The sequence below is a fragment of the Nonomuraea sp. NPDC003201 genome (assembly GCF_053590415.1).
On the sequence record NZ_JBSFTC010000146.1, the window covers coordinates 1 to 20,204 of the forward strand.

The following is a 20,204-nucleotide window of genomic DNA, read 5'->3' on the forward strand; positions in this document are numbered from 1 at the left end:
GAAGCGGCTGAAGAACGCCAAGGTGCTGTGTGTGGGCGCCGGGGGCCTGGGCTCGCCCGCGCTGATGTACCAGGCGCCCGATGGCGCCGGTCGCACCGGTCACCAGGATCGTGTTCTGTGTCATGCCCCCTGAGAGGTGGGCGGGCGACCGGAGTGTGACATCGGGTCAGGTCAGAATCCGGGCGGCGGGGTGGCCGACGGGCCCGGCACCACGTGCAGGACGATCACGCCGTCGTTGTAGGACTCCGCCGTCGCCACCTGCCAGCCCGGATCGATCCGGGAGGCGGGCACGTCCAGCTCGAAACGCACGCCCTTGTCGCCGTTCCGCAGCGGCCAGTCGAGGGCGTAGGACACCTTCAGGTGGTGCTCGCGCACGACGCGGGCCGCCTCGGCCGCGGAGCGTCCCTGGAGCTCCACCCCGGCCAGCGCCTCGCCCGGCCAGCCGGCGTCGGCGGGGTAGGCGTACTTCTCCCCGGGCTTCGCCGGGCGGCTCAGCCTGACCTCAGCGGGCCCGTCGATGTCCGCGGTGACGCTGAAGGCCGTGATGCAGTCCTCGACCCGCTCGGGGCAGCTGTCCCCGGTGAACGCCGCTTTCGCGCCGTGGTCGGACGACTCGAATCCGAAGACGGAGCCCGGCTGCCGCGGCGAGACGGGGATCAGCGTCACCGTGAGGTTGTCCAGGCCGACCTTGTGGAAGGCCTTCTGCAGCTCGGCGGGATCGGGGTCGCCTTCGGTGAAGTAGAAGACGTACTCGTCGCCGACGCGGTCGATCGTCACGGCCTGGCTGGCGTACACCTGCTCGGACCGTCCGATCAGGGACGGCCCGACGACGACGGCTCCCGCCAGCGCGGCGGCCACGGCCAGGCCGAGCAGGGCGCGGCGTGGGAAGGGCATGAACCGGCGCCGGGCCGGAGCGGGTTCCGGCGCGGGTTCCAGCGCGGGTTCCAGTACGACGATCCGGGCCAGCAGCGCGTCCGCCCCCGCGGTGGACGCCCGGCCGGTCAGGTCCTCGTCCAGCACCCTCGCCCGGCTCCTGAAGATCTGGTCGTTGTTCACCGTGCCTCCTTCTCGACGAGCGGTTGCGATGCGAAACGGGCCGACGGCCGGGCCTGCTCCAGCGCCTTGGCGAAGCGTTTGCGGGCCCGGTGCAGGCGGATGCGGGCGGCGTTGCGGGAGCAGTCCAGCACCTGGGCGATCTCGCCGGGGTCGAGCCCCTCCCACAGGGCAAGGGCGAGCAGCTCGCGATCGGCGTCGGAGAGCATGCTCATGGCCTCGTCCACGCCGTCGTGCCCGCTCTCGGGGGAAGCGGAGGCGTAGAGGTGTTCGATCTCTTCCGTGAGCTCGGCGTGCCGGGTGAGGCGGCGCCGCTCGCCGCGGCGGTGGTTGGCCAGGACCCGCCGGGCCACGCCGTACAGCCATAACCTGCCGGACTCGCCGTCCGGCAGTTCGGCGATCCGCCGCCAGGCGATCACGTAGGTCTCGGCCACGACGTCGGCGGCGTCCTCCGGAGAGGAACACCGCCGTACGGCGTAGCCGAGGATCTGCTCGTGAGTTCGCCGGTAGACCGTCTCGAACCGGGACCGGTCATCTTGTTCATTCACGCGTCGTCCTCGTCAGAGCGGGGGTTTCAATTCCTACGTGTCCGCGGGCGACGGGAGAATTTCAGCGACCGCGTCCACGCTTCCGGCGGTCCCTGACCATCGCCCGCCCCCGCGTTCCGAGAGGGTGGCTTTGGGGTAAAGCGGGGCAAAGCGCCCAGGAAGCCGGGCTCCGGAACTCCAGGGCCGGCGTTGATCGTTGTGGCCAGCGGCAGACAACCCAACCCGATCTTCAACAGGGAGAACAGAGCCGTGGTCTTCAAACGGATGCTGGGAGCGTTCGGCGTCGGCGCGCCTTCGGTGGACACCGTGCTGTCCACCCCGCGGACCCAGCCGGGCGGCACGCTGCGAGGAGAGGTACGGCTCAAGGGCGGCGACTTCGACGCCGAGATCGAGCACGTCACCCTCGGCCTGGTGGCGAGGGTCGAGATCGAGCACGGCGACGGCGAGCACGGCGGGCTCGGCGAGTTCGCCAGTTCGCGCGTCTCCGGGCCGTTCACGCTGCGCAAGGGGGAGGACCGCGTCATCGGGTTCGAGCTGCCGGTGCCGTGGGAGGCGCCGATCAGCGAGATCGGCGGGCAGCCGCTGACCGGGATGGCGGTCGGCGTTCGTACGGAGCTGGCCATCGCCAAGGCCGTCGACAAGGGCGACCTCGACATGATCGCGATCGAGCCGCTGCCGTCGCAGCTGCGCATCCTGGAGGCGTTCCTGGGGCTCGGGTTCGGGTTCAGGTCGGCCGACCTGGAGGCGGGTCACCTGTACGGGGTGCACCAGCAGCTGCCGTTCTACCAGGAGATCGAGTTCTACCCGACCGGCCACTACGCCGGCCAGGTGGGCGAGGTCGAGGTGACGTTCGTGGCCGACCCCGCGGGGCTCGAGGTGGTGCTGGAGGCGGACAAGCGCGCCGGCCGCTTCTCGTCGAACGACGCCATCGGCCGCTTCCACGTCAGCCACGACGACGCGCTGCGTACCGACTGGGCGGGGGAGCTGGGCCGCTGGCTGGACGGCCTGTCGCAGTACGGGCCGGCCCACCACGGCGGGCACTACGACCCGCACCACGGCGGACACTACGACCCGCACCAGCACGGCGGGCACCATGGCGGCCACCATGGCGGGCACCACGACGAGCACCGCGGCGGTCCGGGCTGGGGCACGGTGGCCGCCGCCGGTGCCGCGGGCGTCGTGGGTGGCCTCGTCGCGGGCGAGATCGTCGAGGAGATCTTCGAGGGGGACGACGACGAGGGCGGCGACTGGTGACCCCTTAGCGCGGCTCCTGCGGCGACCGGCGCTCCCGGTCGTCGCAGGCCGCGCCGGGTGCCCAAGGCGAAGCGCTCCGTAATCGTAACCGTGCAACCAGGCTGTAAGTGGGACGAAAGCCTCGGCGATAGATTGAAGATCGTTACCCGATCGATTCCGATCTGAAGGAGCCGACGTAATCAGCACCACTATGTGGAGCGAACTGCGCATCACCTCCGCGCCGCAGCTGTCGATCTCGATCTCGCCTCACCTGACCGCGCTCGCCATGATCGCCGACGCCCTCGCGGGCCGCCGCCGCGGCCTTCCGGAGCTCTGGCGCAAGGCGATCAGCTCGCGAGTCAGCCCGCAGGGGCACCAGGCGGTACGCCCACTCGCCGCCCCCGGCTACTCCGTGGTCCCCGACAGCATCGTGCCGCGTACCCCCATCGGCGGGGACATCTCCGTGCAGGCCCAGATCGGCGCCCTGCGCGACCTTCCATCCGACAACCTGATCAAGGACCTGGAGCAGGCGTTCGGCCAGGGACCGCTGCCCGCGCACTGGCGCTCGGCGGCCGAGCGGCCCGCCCGCTGGATGCACGGCTACACCGCGGCCCTCGGCTCCGTCTGGAACACCACCGAGCCCGTGTGGAGGCGGGCCCGCGCGCTGCTGGACAGGGAGGTCCGGCGGGTCGGCGTCGCCGCCGTCCGCGGCGGCCCCGAGCTGCTGCTCGGCGCCCTCAACAGCCGCATCATGTACGGCGAGCGCGGGCTGCTCATCGCCGACGTGGAGTCGAGCACGTTCGAGCTGGGCGACCGCAGGATCGTCCTGGTGCCGATGCTGGCGGGCAAGGACGCGGTCATCGTCAGCCTGGACCACGACGAGGCCGTCTGGATCGCCTACCCGGTGCCCGGAGCGGAGACGCTGTGGCAGCGGCCCGTCGCGCCGGCGCTCGACGACTTGTCGGCGCTGGTCGGGCCGGTGCGCGCGGACCTGCTCGCCGCGATCGGGCAGCCCATGACCATGAGCATGCTGGCGGCCGGCATGCAGGTCGCGCCGAGCAGCCTCACGTACCACTGCGACCGGTTGAGCGCCGCCCAGCTGATCACCAGGGAGCGGCGCGGGCGCGAGGTGTGGATCACCCGCACGCAGCGCGCGGAGGAACTGCTGGAGGTGTTCCGCCGCTGAGCCGGGGGCGCGCCGGGTCACCCGCCCCGGCGCGCCCGGCCGGTGGGCGGTTGACACGGCCACACCTTCACCACGAAACTCTCCCAAAACACCGCAAGGTGCGTACTGTAAACGTTTACGGGAGCGGTTGATGCGCAAACCCCGCTGGCTCGCCGTGCTCGCCGTCCTGGCGTCACTGACCTTCCTGGCCGCTCCGGGCGAGACGGAGGTACGGGCGGGCGGCACGCTGGCCACCGGCTCCGCCCCGTCGCGGGCGCTGGGCGAGAACATCGCCTTCAACGTCTACCTGCCCACCGGCTACGACCGCGGCACCGACCGCCACCCCGTGCTCTACCTGCTCCACGGCCGGGGCGACACCATGCAGGCGTGGACCCGGGTCAAGACCCTGCTCGACGACATGATCCGTACCAGGCGCATCCCGCCCGTCATCGCCGTCATGCCGGACGCCCCGTGGAGCGAGCGCGGCAGCTGGTACGCCGACTCCCGCTACACCGGCGCCGACCTGCCGGGAAAGCCGGTCGAGACGGCCCTGACCAGGGACCTGGTGGCGTACGTGGACGCGACGTACCGTACGGCGCCCATCAGGGAGGCTCGCCTGGTCGGCGGGTACTCGATGGGCGGCGCGGGCGCGCTGCGGTTCGCGCTCGCGCACCAGGACCTGTTCGGCGCCGCCGCCGTGCTCAGCCCGGCCGTCTACACGCCGCTGCCGCCGTCCGACTCCTCCGCCCGCGACTACGGGGCGTTCGGCAAGGACGGTGAGAAGTTCTCCGACGAGGTCTACAAGGAGCTCAACTACCCGGCCCTGCTGCCGAAGCTGGACCCCGACCTGCCGGTGCGGCTGTTCGTGGCGGTCGGCGACGACGAGTACGCCAACCCGGACCCCGCCGACGCCCGCCACGACCTGGACTTCGAGTCCGCCGCCCTCTACAACGCCGCCCGGCGCTCGCCGGCGCTGTCCGCGCAGCTGCGCGTCCTGGACGGCGGCCACGACTGGACGGTGTGGGAGCCCGCCTTCGAGCAGGCCATGGCCGAGCTCGGCCCGGGTCTCAGCGTCACGCCGCCGACCGGCCTGCCCGCCCCGCTGTACGGAACGGCCGGCCCCGACTGGGCCGGGGGAGTGGCGGCCCACGCGGACGGCTCCCTGACCATCGGGTACGCGGCCGGCGGGAACGCGGTCCTCACCCGCGTCGGCGGCTGGACCAAGCAGCTCGGCACCGCGGCCGACGAGCGGCTGTACGGCGTGGCGGCTCTGCCGGACGGCGGCGTGCTGGCGGCCGGCTACACCAGGGGCGACCTGGACGGGCGGCACGCGGGCAACACCACGGACGACGCGTTCGTGGCCAGCCTCGACGCCGCCGGGGCCGTCCGCTGGATCACGCAGTTCGGCGTGGCGGGTGTGGCCGACCGCCTCTACGGCCTGGCCGCCGCGCCCGACGGCGGCGCGTACGTCGTGGGCTACACCAAGGGCGCGCTGGACGGCGCCAACGCCGGCGACAAGGACGCCATCCTCGCCCGCCTCGCTCCGGGCGGCGAGGTGTCCTGGATCCGCCAGTACGGCGGCGCGGGAGAGGACAAGGCCTACGGCGTCGCCGCGGACGCCTCGAACGTCTACGTCACCGGCGGCGCCGGTGCCGCCCTACCGGGCACGACCACGCCCGGCGGCTGGCTGGCCGCGTTCACGACGGACGGCACCAGGAAGTGGGCCGCCACGGCGGGATCCAGCGCGAGCGACCGGCTGAACGCGGTGGCCGTCACCACGACGGGCCTGGCCGTGGCCACGGGCGGCGTCGGCGGGGACGCGTACACCGCCGCCTACACCAGCCAGGGCAAGCAGCGCTGGCAGCACACCCTCGCCACCCCTCTTGCCGAGGCCGGCGCCGCCGTGGTCCCGCTCGCGGGCGGCGAGGTCGAGGTCGCCGGCTACACCCGGGGCCGGGTGAGCGTACAGGCGGGCGGCGCCGACGTCCTGACGCTGCGCCTGGACGCCAAGGGCCGCCAGCGCGCCGCGGCCCAGCTCGGCACCGCCAGGGACGACGGCGTGGACGCCTTCGCCGAGCCCAACCTGTACGCGACCGCCACCCCGTCGGGCGAGGTGGCGATCACGGGCCTGACCTACGGCGTCCCGAAGGGCGGCGACGCGCCGGGCAACGGCGACGTCTTCCTCGTCAGAACGTCACCAGCGGATCCCCGATGAAGTCGGCGATGAAGTTGACGAAGAAGAAGCCGAAGAACAGGAAGTTGAGCACGAGGATGACGTAGTGCCACGGGCGCGGGCGGGCCGGGCGCGGCAGCTTGCTGTTCAGGTACATGAGCAGGAACGGGTAGATCAGCGCGCCCAGGTTCGACATGTTGGCCGACCACTCCACCAGGCCGACCGGCAGCGACTGGAAGATGACGATCGAGATGAGGACCAGCAGCAGGATCATGAACGGGTAGTAGAACCGGCGCGGGTCCCCCGCGATCAGGGCGCGCAGGCGCGGGCTGGTGGCGTTCGCCGCGTCGGTCGTCACCCGTACCATCGCCTCGAAGATGCCGAGCTGGGTGGAGAAGAGGATCAGCACGCCGATCACGAGCGCGGCGTAGAAGCTCACCGGCCCGTACCGGTCGCCGAGCGCGCTGGCCACGAACGTCGGCACGTTCGCCCGGGTGGGCTTCTCCCCGGCCATCGTGACGGCCTGCGCCATGAGGATCGTGGGTAACAGCATGCCGAGGATGGCTCCGACGAAGAACACGCCCCACATGTCGGTCAGCAGCAGCCGGTACCACCTGCGCCACAGCCCTCGGTTGAGCTCGTCGTCGGGGAACGTCACGCCGCTGGCCAGGATCTCGCGCCGCTCGCCGCGCAGGCCGGAGATGTAGCCGACGCGGTAGCCCATGCCGTAGCCCTTGTCGCGGTAGTGGCCCATGACGTACCAGTTCAGGCCCGAGGCCAGCGCGGTGAACCCGGCCAGGGCGCCGAGCTGCGTCGCCGTGATCCCGGCGGGCGGGGCGGCCGGGGTGAGGAAGCCGCGGATGCCCTCCCACCACTGGCTGAACGGCACCACGAGCAGGTCGACGGCCAGGAGCGCGAGGAGGATGGTGCCGACCATCAGCCAGTTCGCCAGCTCGAGCGCGCGGCTGACGCGCTTGGCCCCGGCGGTGATCAGGAACACCAGCACCAGCAGGCCGATGGCCCACCAGCGCGGCTCGAGGTCGTCGGCCGCCGGCGGGACGCCGTGGACCAGCGCGTACACACCCTGACCCGCCGACGCGGCCCATCCGCCCGCGATGAACGCGAAGATCACGATGAGCACGGACAGCGGCACCCAGAGCGGCCACCCCGGCGGCACCCGCCCCCAGCCGACCACCGGCGTCTCGCCGGTGGCGAGGACGTACCGCGAGCACTCGACGTTGTAGAACGTCTGCAGCAGCGCCGACACGACGATGACCCAGCCGACGCCGACGAATCCGTACTGGCCCACGTTCAGGGGGCCGAGCAGCCACTCACCGCTGCCGATGGAGATGCCGAGCGCGATCAGGCTCGGGCCTATGGCGTACTTGAACAGTTCCTTGGTGCCGATCTTGGAGACCTTGAAGACCTCTTCCGGCGTGGGCAGGTCGGTGACTTCGAGATCGGGTCGGCTTACTCCGAGTGGGTGCGACATGTCACTGCCTCCTGCCGCCAGGGTGATCCTCTACTTGGTCGTCTACAAGACCCAAATGCATACAGAATGCGGAATGCCGAACAACGGGGCCGTCGGGGTCGTGGGGCTATCGGTCGCCGACCCTGACCCACAAGCCCTGGTTCCTGGCCTCCAAGCCCTGAGCCCTGGGTTTTGCTTTGAACCCCGGGGCTTGCGGTCAGGCGTACTGCAGATCGGCCCGGACGATGCGTCCACCGGAGACCGTGAAGTCGTAGTGCGCCCGCCAACCGGCGGATCCCGCGGGGGCCCAGTGGACCAGGAGCTTCTGCCCGTTCGACCGCCGCTCGGCGATGGAGACCACCTTCAGGGTGCCGCCGATCACCTCGGCCCGCGCCCACTCGCGGACGGCGTCGCGCCCGCGGATGGGACGGGTGACGTCGATGACCACACCGTCCGAGGCGAAGGCGGTGACCAGGGCGTCCAGGTCACGAGCGTTCACGGCGTCCACGTAGGCCCGCGCCTCCCGCGCCACATCCGCATGCCCGCCAGCGCTCGGCGACACGCCCCGACCGGTGGAAGGGCTCCCGCCGGCGCCGGTGTCGGGGGTGATGGTGGGGGTGGTCCCGCAGGCGCTCGCCAGTAGCGCGCAGGCGGCGAGTGACGTCGCCACCGTCCACCGCCCGCGCCGAAGTCGCGTCGTCATGGTGGCGATGATGTGGTGCCCGAGCCCCGCAGGTCCAAGACCTGGGGCCATAACCAAAAGCTATCGTCTTTGGGAACGATCTTCCCAAGATCGACATCACCGCTCAACTGGCCGCATGTGCCGTCAGCTGAGGACATACCCGAGCGATCTTGGTTGAGGACGTCGACAAAGTGACGAGAGGTTCCGGGCGTGCCGTTACGCCGCGTTACGGCCTTAACTACTTAGAGTGACAAAGTCACCACGTGATAACGGGGGGAGATCATGAAAGGTAACTTCATAGCAGCCGGAGCCGGTGGTGCGTTGATCGTCGCTGCCGCGCTTGTCGGGCTGGCCGGCCCGGCCAGTGCCGCCCAGGGCGACCTTTGCGTGTCCGATGCCTGGAGCACGCTGAAGATCGACAAGTGGGGCGTGTACGCCGGTCGTCGCAATGCAGACGCCTGTGACAAGCACGACGGTTCGTTCCGTAAGCAAAAGGACGACGAGAAGCAGCACGACTTCGACCGGGACGAGAAGGACTTCGACTCGCACGACCGGGAGAAGTTCGACCAGGACGAGAAGGACTTCGATCACGAGAAGTTCGATCGCGACGAGAAGTTCGATCGCGACGAGAAGTTCGACCGGGACGAGAAGTTCGACCGGGACGAGAAGTTCGACCAGGACGAGAAGGACTTCGATCACGAGAAGTTCGATCGGGACGAGAAGTTCGATCGGGACGAGAAGTTCGATCGGGACGAGAAGTTCGACCGGGACGAGAAGTTCGACCGGGACGAGAAGTTCGACCGCGACGAGAAGTTCGACCGCGACGAGAAGTTCGATCGGGACGAGAAGGACTTCGACTCGCACGACCGGGAGAAGAAGGACTTCGACTCGTACGACCAGGATGACTCGTACGACCAGGATGACTCCTACGACCAGGATGACTCCTACGAGAGCGACGAGAAGAAGGACGACTTCGACCGGGACGAGAAGAAGTTCGACGACCAGAAGAAGCGCGACAGGAAGTTCGACTACGCCGATTACGACGAGCAGGCGTACGACAGCGACCGGTACGAGAAGGATTACGACTCCTACGACCAGGACGAGAAGAACTACGACGAGTCCTACGAATCCGCTCGTGACGAGAAGCAGCGCAACGACGGGTTCGAGAAGAAGAAGTTCGACTACGACGACGAGAAGTACGACTCCTACGACGACGAGGAGAAGTACGACTCCGACGACGACGAGACGTCTTACGACTCCGACGACGACGGCCGGCACGAGAAGAAGCACGGCAAGAGGCACGACGACAACGACGACGACGACCACAAGCACCACCACCACTGGGGCTGGCCCTACAAGTGGGACAACACCCACGGTTGGTGGCCTTGGAACGGTGACTGGGGCTACTACTCGCCTTGGGGCGCTCGCTACTGACGGACAGTTTGATTCGGGCTCTCGGGGACGCGTCGCGGCGCGCCCCGGGACCCCGCCCGCCGCACATTCCCACCCCTGTAAACCGATCTCCGCAGCCGGGTGCCAGATATTCGCACGCGGTGCTTGATGGGAATGCGCGCCCCTCCTCACACTTGTCCGCGCCACTGCTCGCGCAGTCGGACGCGGTACCCTCCCCCCTGCACGGCCAGGCAAAGGGCGCTGATCGCGCTGCCGGATGCGGCGCCTTCCGGCCCCTGTACGGTTTGGGCAAGCGCATTCAGATGCCGTGTCCTCCGATGCCGGTGCGGCCGGGCGAAGAATGCTGCTCGCGCAGTCGGTCGTGACGTCTTCCGCCCTCTGCGCGTTGAACGAAGTGTGTCGTGAGGGGCTATGCCCTCCGAGACCTGTGTTCGGCCATGGGAAGGCCCCTTCTTCCGTAATCGAGGGTGACGCCTTCCGGCCCTCGTGCGTTCCGGGAAAGCGCCGTCGCCTGTTATTTCTTCCGGCTTTTGTGCGGCCCTGCTACGGGTGCTGCTTGCGTAGCCGGATGCGATGTCTTCCCGCCCCTGCGCGGTTGGCGACCTTGATCAGGGAACGGTTCGCGTGCGGCTCCTTTCGTCGGAGCGCCGGCCGACGTGCCCGTCCGCCCCTTTAACGCAAAAAATTTCGCTTCGAGGTAAGCATGACGGAAGTCCTAATGCGAGAGATCTCGCGTTAAGGTGAATGCCTGAAACCCGCCCGACGGCCCGGTGGCCGGAGCGCGAAGGTCCGCGCGGCCGTCCATGACGCGGTCATCGACCTGTTGCGCGAGGAGGACTGGGACACGCTGACCATCGCCCGGGTGGCGGAGCGGTCAGGTGCTCACCAGGCGACGATCTACCGCGTTGGGGGATGCTGCCCCCGCTGGTCGGCGACGCGGTGACCGAGCAGCTCGCGAAAGGCTCGCCGGTGCCCGACACGGGCTCGCTGCGCGGCGACATGGAGGCGTACGCGATCCAGGCGGCGAGCTGGGTGGGTGGTCGGGTGGTGGGGTGGTCGGGTGGTGGGTTGAGTGGGAAGACGAGTGGTGGGTTGGGCGGGCGTGCGTGGGCCGGCTGCTCGGGCTGCGGGTCGGCTCAGACTGCGGGCTGGCTTGGGCTGGCTCGGACTGGTTGGGCGTGCGTGGCCACCGGCGCAGGCTGCGGGGTGAGGGCAGACTGCTGGCCGGGTGACGTGTGTGGGGCTCGGGGTGTGGGGCGGGTGGTCAGCGGTCGACGATCTCGTTCTTGCCGATCACCACAACCCCTCCCCTGGTCAGCGCGAACCGGGTGCGGTCGTAGTCGAGGTCGAAGCCGATCCTGGCGCCGTCGGGGATCACGACGTTCTTGTCGATGATCGCCTTGCGGATGACGGCGCCCCGGCCGACCTTGACGTTCTCCATCAGTACGGAGTCCTCCACCAGCGAGTGCGAGTGGAGCACGACCTTGGGCGACAGGATGGACCGGATCGCCGTGCCGCCGGAGACGATCACGCCGGGCGACACCAGCGAGTCGATGGCCCGCCCCACCCGGTCTCCGTCGTTGTGCACGAATTTGGCCGGGGGCAGCGGGTCGTGGCCGGTGAAGATCGGCCACTTGTCGTTGTAGAGGTTGAAGACCGGGTGCGCCGAGATGAGGTCCATGTGGGCCTCGTAGTACGCGTCGAGCGTCCCCACGTCGCGCCAGTAGCCGCGGTCGCGCTCGCTGGAGCCAGGCACGATGTTGTTCTTGAAGTCGTAGACGTCGGCCCCGCCCGACTTGACGAGCATCGGGATGATGTTGCCGCCCAGGTCGTGCTTGCTGGTCGGGTCGAGCGCGTCCTCCCGCAGCGCGTCGATCATCGACTGGGTCTTGAACACGTAGTTGCCCATCGACGCGTAGACCTCGTCGGGGGAGTCCGCCAGCCCCACCGCGTCCTTCGGCTTCTCTCTGAACGCCACGATCCTGCGCCCCTGCGGATCGGTCTCGATCACGCCGAACTGGTCGGCCAGCGACAGCGGCTGCCTGATCGCCGCCACCGTGACATCGGCGCCCGAGTCCTCGTGCTGCTCGACCATCTGCCGCGGATCCATCCGGTAGATGTGGTCCGCCCCGAACACGATCACGTGCTCGGGCATCTCGTCATAGATCAGGTTCAGGTTCTGGAACAGCGCGTCCGCGGACCCCGAGAACCACCGCGGGCCGAGCCGCTGCTGCGCGGGCACGGGCGTCACGTAGTTGCCGAGCATCGCCGACAGCCGCCAGGTGCGCGAGACGTGCCGGTCAAGACTGTGGTTCTTGTACTGGGTCAGTACGACGATCTTCAGGAAGCCGCCGTTCGCCAGGTTGGACAGGACGAAATCGACGAGCCTGTATATCCCCCCGAACGGCACCGCCGGTTTCGCCCGATCCGCCGTGAGCGGCATGAGCCTCTTGCCCTCTCCACCTGCCAGCACAACCGCAAGCACCCTCCGGGACCTCATGCCCAGGACGCTACCCTCAAATGGCCGATCTATCGACGAATCCCGGCATGGAGACCTCCCTTCGTGTCCAGATTTGTTGCGCAATGGACGTCGGGGAGATCGTCGAGCCGCTCAGGTTGACCTCTGGCGCGAAACTCGCTGCTTGTGGTGGCCCGCCGGCCGCGGCCCACCATAAGGTCGTCTCATGCGTGTTGATCTGCTCAGCCGGGAGTACCCGCCCGAGGTGTACGGCGGGGCCGGGGTGCACATGGAATACCTGGCCAGGGAGCTGCGGAAGCTGGCCGACGTACGCGTGCGCTGCTTCGGAGCCGACCGCACCGAGCCCGGCGTCTCGGCCTACCGGGTGCCCGAGGGACTCGCGGCCGCCAACGCGGCGTTGCAGGTGCTCGGCGTGGACCTGGAGATGGCCGCCGAGTGCGAGGGCGCGGACGTCGTTCACTCGCACACCTGGTACGCCAACTTCGCCGGGCATGTCGCGAAGATGCTGCACGGCATCCCGCACGTGATCACCACGCACAGCCTGGAGCCGTTGCGGCCGTGGAAGGCCGAGCAGCTCGGCGGCGGCTACACGATCTCGTCGTGGGCCGAGCGCACCGCCCTGGCGAGCGCGGACGCGGTCATCGCGGTGTCGGAGGGGATGCGCCGCGACGTACTGTCGGCCTACCCCGAGATCCCGCCGGACAGGGTCAGCGTCATCCACAACGGCATCGACACCGCCGAGTACGCCCCCGACCGCGACCTCGACGTGCTGGAGAAGCACGGGGTGGACCCGTACCGCCCGTACGTCGTCTTCGTGGGCCGCATCACCCGGCAGAAGGGCCTGGTCCACCTCCTGCGCGCGGCGCGGTCCTTCGACCGGGACGCCCAGCTCGTGCTGTGCGCGGGCGCGCCGGACACGCCGGAGATCGCGGCGGAGGTCACCGAGCTGGTGCGCGGCCTCGACCGGGACGGGGTGTTCTGGATCCAGGAAATGCTGCCCAAGCCCGAGGTCATCCAGTTGCTGACGCACGCGACGGTGTTCGTGTGCCCGTCGGTGTACGAGCCCATGGGGATCGTGAACCTGGAGGCGATGGCCTGCGAGACGGCCGTGGTGGCGACGGCCACCGGCGGCATCCCCGAGGTGGTGGCCGACGGGGTGACGGGCCTGCTCGTCCCGATCTCCCAGGGCCCTGACGGCACGCCGTACGATCCCGACCGGTTCGCCGCCGATCTGGCCGAGCGCGTCAACGCGCTGCTGCGGGACCCGGCGCGGGCCAAGGCGCTCGGGGTGGCGGGGCGGGCCAGGGCCGTCGAGCACTTCTCCTGGGAACGCATCGCCCACCGCACCATGGATCTTTACGCCACCCTGCGGCCCTGAGGTCCCACGAGGGTTCTCAGGGGGCGGTCCCGCCACGGTGGTAGAGGGCCCGGGGAGCGACCGCACCATGCGAGCGGGCACGGGGGCGACCACACCCTTCGAGCGGGCACCGGGGGGCGACGGCACTGTGCGAGTGGGGCCGGGCGAGGGTGGCGACGGCATCGTGCGAGCGGGCGTCGGCGGAGGCGACCGCGCTGCGCGAGCGGGTGCTGGGGGTTACCGTGCCATGCGAGCGGGTTCTGGTGGGGGTTGCGGCCGTGGGCTGCTGCGTCACGACGGCCGGCCGGGGCTGAGGGGAGCGGGACGCGCCGCCCCGGACTCACACCAGGCCGCGGCGGCTGGCCTGGGCGCCGGCTTGGAAGCGGGTCTCCGCGTTGAGCTCGTCCAGGAGGTGACGCAGCCGGCGGCGTAGGGTGCGCGGGCTGGTGCCGAGCTGGCGGGCGATGGCGTCGTCCTTGAGCCCGGCCGCGAGCAGCGCCAGGAGCCTGCGGTCCTCCAGGCTGAGCGCACCGGCCGCAGGGCTGAGGGTACTGGCCCCAGGGCTGAGGGTACTGGCCCCAGGGCCGAGGGCACCGGCCGCAGGGCTGAGCGTCCCCGCCGCAGGGCCGGGCGCACCCGCAGTACGGCCGAGTGCCCCCTGCCCAGGGCTGAGTGCCCCCTGCGCAGGAGCCCCCTCCGCAGGGCCGAGCGGTCCGGCCTCAGGGTCGAGGTCCGCGGCCGGCGGTCCGGGATCGGTCGGCTCCAGCCGCGAATCACCGAGCTCCTGCCACAGCTCCGGCCGTACCGGAAGCGCCTCCCGCCACATCCGTTCGAACAGCTCCACCAACGCCATCACCATGGTGGACCCCGTGATCAGCACGCCACGCGTCAACGGCGGGTCCATCTGCAGAGGCATGACCGCCCGCCACCGGTCGACGATCGCCATCTTGAACGGCAGCTCCGGCAGGACCCGCGCCTCCTCGCCCGCCTTGATGAGGCTGCCCACCTCGTCGAGCGCCCCCGTGTGGTCGAAGGCCTCCGGCACGTAGATGGTCCGGTAGCGGACGCCGCTGCGGAGCAGGCCGGTCTGGAGCGGATTGTGGTAGTCCAGCACGTACGGCGGCCGGTCGAAGGTCAGCACCTCCTCCTTGGCCTCCTGCTGCAACCGTACGTACCACCGGGCCTGCTCCTCGGGCCCGGCCAGGACCTCCAGCTGACCGCCCTCGTCCGTGCCCTGGCCGACGATGTGGAAGGCGGCCTCCAGCTCGTCGGCGGTGTCGGTGAGCCGGTCGAGCTCGCCCTGCATGCCGCGCACCAGCGAGCGGATCGCGGCGCCCGGGTTCGTCGCCGTCCAGCGGGGCGAGCGGCCCCACAGGCGGCTGACCATCCCCTTGGCGCGCAGCCGGCTCAGGGACGACTGGATGCGCCCCGCGCTCTCGCCGCTGCGCCTGACCAGCTCCTGCACGGTGATGCCGGGACTGGCCAGCACCCCGCGGTAGACCCGCTCGTCGAAGGCGCTGATGCCCACGACCTCCAGCGCCCGGCCCTCCTCAAGCATGCCCACGATCTTGGCCAATTCCGGCAGTTGCCGCAATAGGCCACATCAACCACCTTGTCACCAAATTTCACTAACAGTTAGAAATCGGGATGTGCTTCAGAGAACCGCCCTTCTGGGCGTCGTGGTAACGGCCCTGATCGCCGCCGCCACGCCGGCTCAGGCGGCCCCCACCCCCGCCCCCTCCGCCAAGGCGACCACCCAGCCGGACAAGCCCTCCGGACCGCCCAAGACGATCACCCTCATCACCGGCGACAAGGTCACCCTCCGCGAGCTCCCCGACAAGCAGACCCAGCTCGACGTCAAGCCCGGCCCCGGCAGGGAGAAGGTCACGTTCGTGCACCGCCGGGGCAAGGACGGGCTCAGCATCGTCCCCACGGACGCGATGCCCCTTCTGGCCGCCGGCCGCCTCGACCCCCGGCTGTTCAACGTCACCCGGCTCGCCGCGCTCGGCTACGACGACGCCGCCAGCCCGGCGCTCCCGCTGATCACGACGTACCCGGACCAGGCCGGTGCCGCCACGCTGCGCGCCGCGGGCGGGCGCCCGCTGCCCGCGATCAACGGCGTCGCGCAGAGCGAGCCCCGCACCGGCGCGGGCACGCTGTGGAAGGCCCTGACCGGGCAGGCCAGGACGGCCGCGGCCGCGCCCGAGAAGATCTGGCTGGACGGCAAGGCCAAGCTCTCCCTCGACGTCAGCGTCCCGCACATCGGCGCGCCCCAGGCCTGGGCGGCCGGCCACACCGGCAAGGACGTGCCCGTCGCGGTCCTCGACTCCGGGTACGACCCCGGCCACCCCGACCTCCAGGGCCTGGTCACCAAGACCCAGAACTTCACCGACGAGCCCGACGTCCGCGACCTCAACGGCCACGGCACCCACGTCGCCGCCACCATCGCCGGCTCCGGCGCCGCCTCGGGCGGCAGGTACAAGGGCGTCGCCCCCGGCGCCAAGCTGCTCATCGGCAAGGTCTGCGTGCAGAGTGGCTTCTGCCCCGACTCGGCCATCATCGAGGCCATGACCTGGGCGGCCGAGAACGGCGCCCGCGTCGCCAACCTCAGCCTCGGCGAGGCCGACTCCGTCGGCGTGGACCCCGTGGAGCAGGCCGTCAACAGCCTGTCGGAGAAGTACGGCACGCTGTTCGTCATCGCCTCGGGCAACGACGGTCCCCAGACGGTCGGCTCCCCGAGCACCGCGGACCGCGCGCTCTCCGTCGGCGCCTCCTACCGCGACGACGACACGGTCGCCCAGTTCAGCAGCACGGGCCCGCGCGTGGGCGACGCCGCGGTCAAGCCCGACCTGATCGCGCCGGGCGTGGAGATCGTCGCCGCGCGGGCCGCGGGCACGGGCCTGGGCTCCCCGGTCGACGACTCGTACACCTCCCTGAGCGGCACCTCCATGGCCACCCCGCACGTGGCCGGGGCCGCCGCGATCGTCGCCGGGCAGCACCCCGACTGGAAGGCCGACCGGATCAAGTCGGCGCTCATGGCCTCCACCGCGCCCGGCGACGAGCTGGGCGCCTACGTCCAGGGCTCCGGCCGCGTGGACGTCGCCCGCGCCGTCACCCAGCAGATCACCACCGAGCCCGCCGGCCTGAACCTGGGTGAGATCGAGCTGCCCAGCCCCGCGCCCAGGGAGCAGACGCTCACCTACCGCAACGACGGCGACGCCGCCGTCCGGCTGGACCTCAGCGTGATCGCCAAGGACGGCGAGGGCGCGACGGTGACGCCGTTCAAGCTCGGCGCCCCGTCCGTGGAGGTGCCCGCGCACGGCACCGCCCAGGTCAAGGTGACCGCCCAGCCGGGCCCGATCGGCACGTTCAGCGGCACGGTCATCGCCAGGAACGCCGGCGTCACCGTCCGCACCGGCATCGGCATGCGGGTCGAGCCGGAGAAGCGCTCGCTCAAGCTGACCTTCACCGGCACCGACGGGCAGCCCGCGCGGGCCGCGTTCGCCGGCGTGATCGACCTCGAGACCAAGGAGCAGCGCAACTACGACATCGCCAGTGGCACGCTGGACCTCAGGCTGCAGAAGGGCCGCCGCTACACCGTCGTCACCCTCATGATGGACAGCGACGGCACCCTGGTGATGGCCGCCGATCCGGAGTTCACGCTCGACGCCGACCGCACCGTCGCCGCCGAGGCCCGCAAGGCGCGCCCGGTGACCGTCCGTACGGAGGAGTCCACCGCGCGGCTGGCCTTCGGCATGCTCGGCATGCTCCAGCTCGCCGAGGGCGTGCAGGCCATGGGCGTGGACGTCGACCTGGCCGGCATGCGGGGCGCGGAGCGCGTCGAGGGCATCAAGGCCATCCCGACGGCCCGTACCGTGAGCAAGAACTTCGCCTTCTACCGGTGGACGCAGTGGGCCAGGCCGAAGGCCGACGGCGGCTACGACGACAGCCCGTACTTCTACCACCTGATGAAGGCCGAGCCGGGCATCCCCGCCGACCCCGGCTACCAGCCGCGCCGCCGCGACCTCGCCGAGGTCACCTCCACGTACGCCACGCAGCAGGACGCCAAGTTCGGCGAGCGCTTCGCCCTGCCGGTGCTGTACGGGAAGGAGCTGGCCTGGATGCCGTACGGGCAGGTCTCGCGCTTCTCGCTGCCGTTCCGCAGGACCGAGTACTACACGCCCGCCGACACCGGCTGGTACCCGTCCTTCATCCAGTACCAGACGCCGCCGGACGGCTGGGACGACGTCGACCAGTTCTTCTTCGGCGACATCACCTCCTACCGGGCCGGCCGGAGGACCACCGACCGCTGGAACGCCGGCGTCTTCGCGGCGGCGCTCAACCCCGACGGCGACTACAACTGGCGTGACGAGAACCTGATGCAGTTCTCGGCCGGGCTGTTCGAGGACAGCACGCCGGACCGCGTCTCCTACGGCGACTACATCGCCCCGCAGGCCAAGGTCTACCGCGACGGCAAGGAGATCTACGCGGCCGACTACCTGCCGGGCTCGGTCGACGTGCCCGCCGAGACGAAGGCGAGCGAATACCGCCTGACCATGACCGCCGACCGCGAGGCGAAGCAGACCAAGGTGTCCACCCGGGTCAGCGCCGAGTGGAAGTTCAGGTCGAAGTCGGCCGAGCCGGGCAAGCGCCAGGTGCTGCCGCTGCTGACCGTCAAGATCGCCCCTGAGCTGGACGACCGCAACCGGGCGGCCGTGGGTCTCATGAGCATCCCGCTGAGCGTCCAGCGCCAGGACGGATCGCCCGACCTGCCGCTGCGCAAGCTCACGGTGGACATCTCCTACGACGACGGCCGCACCTGGCTGCCCACGCTCGTGCACCCGGCGGGGAACGGCACGTGGGCCGCGCAGACGTGGCACCCGGTCAGCGCGCGCGGCGGGTTCGCCTCGCTGCGCGTCAACGCCGCCGACACCGGCGGCAACGGCTTCACCGAGACCGTCATCAGGGCCTACCAGCTCAGATGACGTGATGGAAGCCCCGTCGCGCCCCGACCGGGTGCGGCGGGGCACCCGTCATTTGACGCGTTCGAGCACGACGACCGGGATATCGCGGTCGGTCTTCTTCTGGTATTCGTCGTAGTCCGGCCAGGTGCGGGCCATCAGCCGCCAGAGCTCCGGCTTCTCCTCCTTGGAGGCCGTACGCGCGCGGGCCGTGAACTTGTCGCCCTTGACCTGCACCTCCACCTCAGGGTTGGCCAGGATGTTCTTGTACCACTCGGGGTGGTCGGGATCCCCGCCCTTGGACGCGACGACCACGTAGTCGTCGCCGTGCTTCTGATAGATGAGTGGCGTCGTGTAGGAGCGGCCGGACTTGCGGCCCTTGGTGGTGAGGAGGAGGACTGTCGTGTTGTTCCAGTCGTGTCCCTCCTCGCCGTTGGTCTCCTGATAACGCTGTACGTGTTCCTTGCCGTAGAGCATGATCCACAACTACCCATCGAGGGCGTGACCTCACCGTTACTCGCCGGGGTCTGTACGAGAAGTTAACAACCCTGGCAGGATGCATGTGTGTAAGCGCTTACAGTCCAAAGTGGAAGCGCTTACACAACAGGGAGACGCTCGATGGACGTGACCATCTACGAGGTGGCCCAGCGGGCCGGCGTGTCGATCGCGACCGTGTCCCGGGCGCTGCGCGGCACCGGCCCGGTCGCGGCCAGGACGCGCGAGAAGGTGCTCAAGGCGGTCGAGGAGCTCAACTTCACGCCCAGCCGCCTCGGAGTGAGCCTGGCCGAGGGCCGCCACGCCGCCAACGGCATCGTCTTCCCCGACCTCGCCGGCCCCTACTACACCGAGGTCCTGCTCGGCTACGAGGAGGTCGCCTCCGAGCTGGGGCGCTCCGTCGTCATCCTGTCCACCAAGGGGCGCACGCGGGTCAACGACCTGGTCAAGGACCTCGCCGGGCGGGTCGACGGCATGCTGATCTTCGGTCACACCGTCCCCGAGCCGCTGGTGGCCGAGCTGGTGCGGCTCGGCATGCGGCTGGTGTTCATCTCGCGCGACCCGCTGACCGGCGCCGACACGCTGCGCAGCGAGAACCGGGCCTCGGCGGGAGAGCTGGCCGCCCACCTGGCCGGGCACGGCTACGAGCGCTTCGCCTTCCTCGGCGCGCCCATGGCCAGCCAGGACGACGTGGACGAGCGCTGGCAGGGCGTGCGGGCGGTGCTCGGCGGCGCGATCGAGGCCGTGGACACGCGCCACTACACCGTCGAGTGCGGCTTCGAGGCCGCCAGGGACCTGCTCAAAGGCAAGCGCAGGCCCGAGGCGATCATCTGCTCCGACGACGAGGTGGCGCTCGGCGCGCTGCTGGCCGCCGAGGAGCTGGGCCTGAGCGTGCCCGGCGACCTGGCCGTGACCGGCTGGGACGACATCATGGCCGCCCGCCACGCCCGCCCGGCGCTGACCACCGTACGCCAGCCCATGCGCGAGCTCGGCGCCCGCGCCGCCCGCGCGCTCGACGAGCTGATCACCCGCGCCCGCGACCTGCCCCGCCACCAGAGCCTGCCCACCGAGCTGGTGGTCCGCTCCAGCTGCGGCGACCACCCCGAGACGTCACCGAGCCCTGACCGCCGAGCCGGAGATCCGTTCCGGCCGCGGTGACCAACCCCCAGGAGGT

General features: G+C 70.3%; 15 protein-coding genes. 8 read left to right on the forward strand and 7 right to left on the reverse strand.

What is annotated here, in order from left to right; translation table 11 throughout:
• Positions 1–7: 7 nt before the first annotated feature.
• Positions 8–133: a hypothetical protein gene (locus ACWDX9_RS36730; RefSeq protein ID WP_449962422.1), complete on the forward strand. Its 126-nt coding sequence runs from the start codon at positions 8–10 to the stop codon at positions 131–133.
• 38 nt (positions 134–171) lie between these two features.
• On the opposite strand, the gene ACWDX9_RS36735 is transcribed toward ACWDX9_RS36730, so the two are convergent.
• Complete coding sequence (locus tag ACWDX9_RS36735) at positions 172–1,056, reverse strand: hypothetical protein (RefSeq protein WP_449962379.1); 885 nt, start codon at positions 1,054–1,056, stop codon at positions 172–174.
• On the reverse strand, positions 1,053–1,601 hold the full coding sequence (locus ACWDX9_RS36740; RefSeq protein ID WP_449962382.1) for an RNA polymerase sigma factor: 549 nt from the start codon (positions 1,599–1,601) through the stop codon (positions 1,053–1,055). The genes ACWDX9_RS36735 and ACWDX9_RS36740 overlap by 4 nt, the downstream gene beginning before the upstream one ends.
• A 249-nt stretch (positions 1,602–1,850) precedes the next feature.
• On the opposite strand from ACWDX9_RS36740, the gene ACWDX9_RS36745 reads away from it, so the two are divergent.
• The 3 genes from ACWDX9_RS36745 to ACWDX9_RS36755 all read left to right on the forward strand — a co-directional run bounded on the left by ACWDX9_RS36745 (position 1,851) and on the right by ACWDX9_RS36755 (position 6,214).
• Positions 1,851–2,855 (forward strand): sporulation protein, encoded by a 1,005-nt coding sequence (locus ACWDX9_RS36745; RefSeq protein WP_449962385.1) that lies wholly within the window; start codon positions 1,851–1,853, stop codon positions 2,853–2,855.
• A 190-nt stretch (positions 2,856–3,045) separates the two neighbouring features.
• Entirely contained in the window at positions 3,046–4,020 is a 975-nt protein-coding gene (locus tag ACWDX9_RS36750; RefSeq protein WP_449962388.1) for an ArsR/SmtB family transcription factor, read from the forward strand.
• Between the two features lie 130 nt (positions 4,021–4,150).
• Positions 4,151–6,214 carry an alpha/beta hydrolase-fold protein gene (locus tag ACWDX9_RS36755; protein ID WP_449962390.1) on the forward strand — a complete coding sequence of 688 codons (2,064 nt, stop codon included), beginning with the start codon at positions 4,151–4,153 and terminating at the stop codon, positions 6,212–6,214.
• On the opposite strand, the gene ACWDX9_RS36760 is transcribed toward ACWDX9_RS36755, so the two are convergent.
• Entirely contained in the window at positions 6,186–7,664 is a 1,479-nt protein-coding gene (locus ACWDX9_RS36760; RefSeq protein ID WP_449962393.1) for an Nramp family divalent metal transporter, read from the reverse strand. The genes ACWDX9_RS36755 and ACWDX9_RS36760 overlap by 29 nt on opposite strands.
• A 196-nt stretch (positions 7,665–7,860) precedes the next feature.
• Positions 7,861–8,346, reverse strand: a complete 486-nt coding sequence (locus ACWDX9_RS36765) for a nuclear transport factor 2 family protein (protein WP_449962395.1) — start codon at positions 8,344–8,346, stop codon at positions 7,861–7,863.
• Positions 8,347–8,607: 261 nt separating this feature from the next.
• Between ACWDX9_RS36765 and ACWDX9_RS36770 the strand changes: the two genes are divergently transcribed.
• Positions 8,608–9,759: a hypothetical protein gene (locus ACWDX9_RS36770; protein ID WP_449962397.1), complete on the forward strand. Its 1,152-nt coding sequence runs from the start codon at positions 8,608–8,610 to the stop codon at positions 9,757–9,759.
• 1,243 nt (positions 9,760–11,002) lie between these two features.
• Here ACWDX9_RS36770 and glgC read toward each other — a convergent pair.
• A complete protein-coding gene (gene glgC, locus ACWDX9_RS36775) occupies positions 11,003–12,223 on the reverse strand; it encodes a glucose-1-phosphate adenylyltransferase (RefSeq protein ID WP_363972472.1) in 1,221 nt (406 codons plus the stop codon).
• 199 nt (positions 12,224–12,422) lie between these two features.
• Between glgC and glgA the strand changes: the two genes are divergently transcribed.
• A complete protein-coding gene (gene glgA / locus ACWDX9_RS36780) occupies positions 12,423–13,595 on the forward strand; it encodes a glycogen synthase (RefSeq protein ID WP_449962400.1) in 1,173 nt (390 codons plus the stop codon).
• 319 nt (positions 13,596–13,914) lie between these two features.
• Here glgA and ACWDX9_RS36785 read toward each other — a convergent pair whose 3' ends face one another.
• Positions 13,915–15,132, reverse strand: a complete 1,218-nt coding sequence (locus tag ACWDX9_RS36785; RefSeq protein ID WP_449962402.1) for a helix-turn-helix domain-containing protein — start codon at positions 15,130–15,132, stop codon at positions 13,915–13,917.
• 91 nt (positions 15,133–15,223) lie between these two features.
• Here ACWDX9_RS36785 and ACWDX9_RS36790 point away from each other — a divergent pair, with 91 nt between their 5' ends.
• Positions 15,224–18,559, forward strand: coding sequence for a S8 family serine peptidase (locus tag ACWDX9_RS36790; RefSeq protein WP_449962405.1), 3,336 nt, complete (start codon positions 15,224–15,226; stop codon positions 18,557–18,559).
• Positions 18,560–18,607: 48 nt separating this feature from the next.
• On the opposite strand, the gene ACWDX9_RS36795 is transcribed toward ACWDX9_RS36790, so the two are convergent.
• Positions 18,608–19,012: a nitroreductase family deazaflavin-dependent oxidoreductase gene (locus tag ACWDX9_RS36795; protein WP_449962425.1), complete on the reverse strand. Its 405-nt coding sequence runs from the start codon at positions 19,010–19,012 to the stop codon at positions 18,608–18,610.
• 141 nt (positions 19,013–19,153) lie between these two features.
• On the opposite strand from ACWDX9_RS36795, the gene ACWDX9_RS36800 reads away from it, so the two are divergent.
• A complete protein-coding gene (locus tag ACWDX9_RS36800) occupies positions 19,154–20,188 on the forward strand; it encodes a LacI family DNA-binding transcriptional regulator (protein WP_449962407.1) in 1,035 nt (344 codons plus the stop codon).
• Positions 20,189–20,204: the final 16 nt, after the last annotated feature.

Coding starts and splice junctions, on each gene's coding strand:
- ACWDX9_RS36750 (WP_449962388.1), top strand. CDS start 3,046: ATGTGGAGCGAACTGCGCATCACCTCCGCGCCGCAGCTGTCGATCTCG.
- ACWDX9_RS36755 (WP_449962390.1), top strand. CDS start 4,151: ATGCGCAAACCCCGCTGGCTCGCCGTGCTCGCCGTCCTGGCGTCACTG.
- ACWDX9_RS36760 (WP_449962393.1), bottom strand. CDS start 7,664: ATGTCGCACCCACTCGGAGTAAGCCGACCCGATCTCGAAGTCACCGAC.
- ACWDX9_RS36765 (WP_449962395.1), bottom strand. CDS start 8,346: ATGACGACGCGACTTCGGCGCGGGCGGTGGACGGTGGCGACGTCACTC.
- ACWDX9_RS36770 (WP_449962397.1), top strand. CDS start 8,608: ATGAAAGGTAACTTCATAGCAGCCGGAGCCGGTGGTGCGTTGATCGTC.
- glgA (WP_449962400.1), top strand. CDS start 12,423: ATGCGTGTTGATCTGCTCAGCCGGGAGTACCCGCCCGAGGTGTACGGC.
- ACWDX9_RS36785 (WP_449962402.1), bottom strand. CDS start 15,132: ATGCTTGAGGAGGGCCGGGCGCTGGAGGTCGTGGGCATCAGCGCCTTC.
- ACWDX9_RS36795 (WP_449962425.1), bottom strand. CDS start 19,012: ATGCTCTACGGCAAGGAACACGTACAGCGTTATCAGGAGACCAACGGC.
- ACWDX9_RS36800 (WP_449962407.1), top strand. CDS start 19,154: ATGGACGTGACCATCTACGAGGTGGCCCAGCGGGCCGGCGTGTCGATC.